Source organism: Neisseria sp. P0021.S006 (assembly GCF_051956895.1).
Genome location: NZ_JBQCWZ010000314.1, coordinates 1 through 1,516, shown reverse-complemented (window position 1 = coordinate 1,516; position 1,516 = coordinate 1). Strand labels below are relative to the sequence as shown.

The following is a 1,516-nucleotide window of genomic DNA, read 5'->3' as shown; positions in this document are numbered from 1 at the left end:
CTGTCAGCCGGTTTATGCTAAAATAACAATTTTTCCGATATTTCAAATTATTATGCACGCTTCTGATTTTCAAGAAAATGATACGGCGCACGAATACTACGCCGACAATCCTGATTTTCCAGCTAAAACCATTGTCGCCACCTTATTCATCGGCGCATTTTTCGGCTATCTCAACGACACGCTGCTGAATGTCGCGCTCACGCCGATTATGAAAGATTTCGGTGTCGATAAGACCACGGTTCAATGGCTGACGACGGGCTTTTTGCTGGTCATGGGGCATTTACGCCGATTACGGCAGGCGTGATTCAATGGTTTGAAACACGCAAAATGGTGCTGTTTACGCAGGTGACGTTTTTAGCCGGCTCGCTGATTTGCGCGTTTGCACCGACGTTTGGCGTATTGGTGGTCGGGCGTATGGTGCAGGCAGTGTCTGCCGCGTTTTTTGTCCCGCTTTTGTTTAATGGCGTATTGTCGATTTTCCCGCCCAACAAGCGCGGAACGGCGATGGGCGTGATTACCATGATGTTTACCGCCGCGCCTGCAATGGGGCCGACGCTGTCGGGTATCATCATCGACCATACGCATTGGCGCGTGCTGTTCGGTTTTACCGCGCCGTTTATGTTGGCGGCGATGGTGCTGGTGGGCAAATATTTGACGGTCAATTTGAGCAACATCAGCCGTCCGAAAATCGATATGTTGTCGGCTGTGCTGTCGATTGCGGGCTTCGGCGGGCTGGTTTATGCGAGCAGTAATTTTGCCCATATGCCGCTGGTGGAATTTATCCTGCTCTTTGCCGCTTCCGTTGTGCTGGTGGGGTGGTTTGCGCACCGTCAATTCCGTTTGGCCACGCCGTTGTTGAACCTTCGTGCGTTTGAATACAAGCAGTTCAGATATTGCGTTGTGATTTTGGCCGGTGCGATATTCCTGTTCTTGGGCTTGGAACTGATGGTGCCGATGTACACGCAGCAAGTGTTGATGCTGACCGGTACGGCAACCGGTCTGATTCTGATGCCTGCCAGTATTGCCCAAGCGGTTGCCACACCTTTGTTCGGCAAATTGTTGGACAAAAAGGGCGGACGCTTTGTCGTTTTGCCGGCAACAGTGATGCTGGTGGTGTCGCTGGCGGTATTGTGGCTGTTTTTGCGGATTGATACGCAAGTGGTGATGCTGACGGCGATGTTTACGCTGTTGGCGCTTTCCGTGTCTGCTTGTGTAACCGGCGAAACCCATGGTCTGAACGCGTTGCCGAAAACGCTCAATCCGCACGGTGCGGCGATTCTGACCACCATCAACCCGATTGCCGGTGCCATCGGCGCGGCGTTTTTCGTCGGTGCGACCAATATCGGCGAGAAACTTTCCAGCGCAGATATGCCGCAACAGGCAATGTTGGACGGTATCCATTTGGCGATGGGTTGCGCTTTGGTTGTCGGTGTTGCGGTCGTCATGTTTGCTTTGCGTTTGAAAGCACATCAGAAATAAATAAAAGGCCATCTGAAACGTTCAGACGGCCTAAGTA

Annotated in this window: 1 pseudogene; it reads left to right on the top strand. The window is 52.0% G+C overall.

The window, feature by feature from the left end:
* Positions 1 to 52 precede the first annotated feature (52 nt).
* Positions 53 to 1,479: pseudogene (locus ACTHUM_RS13665) on the top strand (MFS transporter).
* The last annotated feature ends 37 nt before the right edge of the window (positions 1,480 to 1,516 follow it).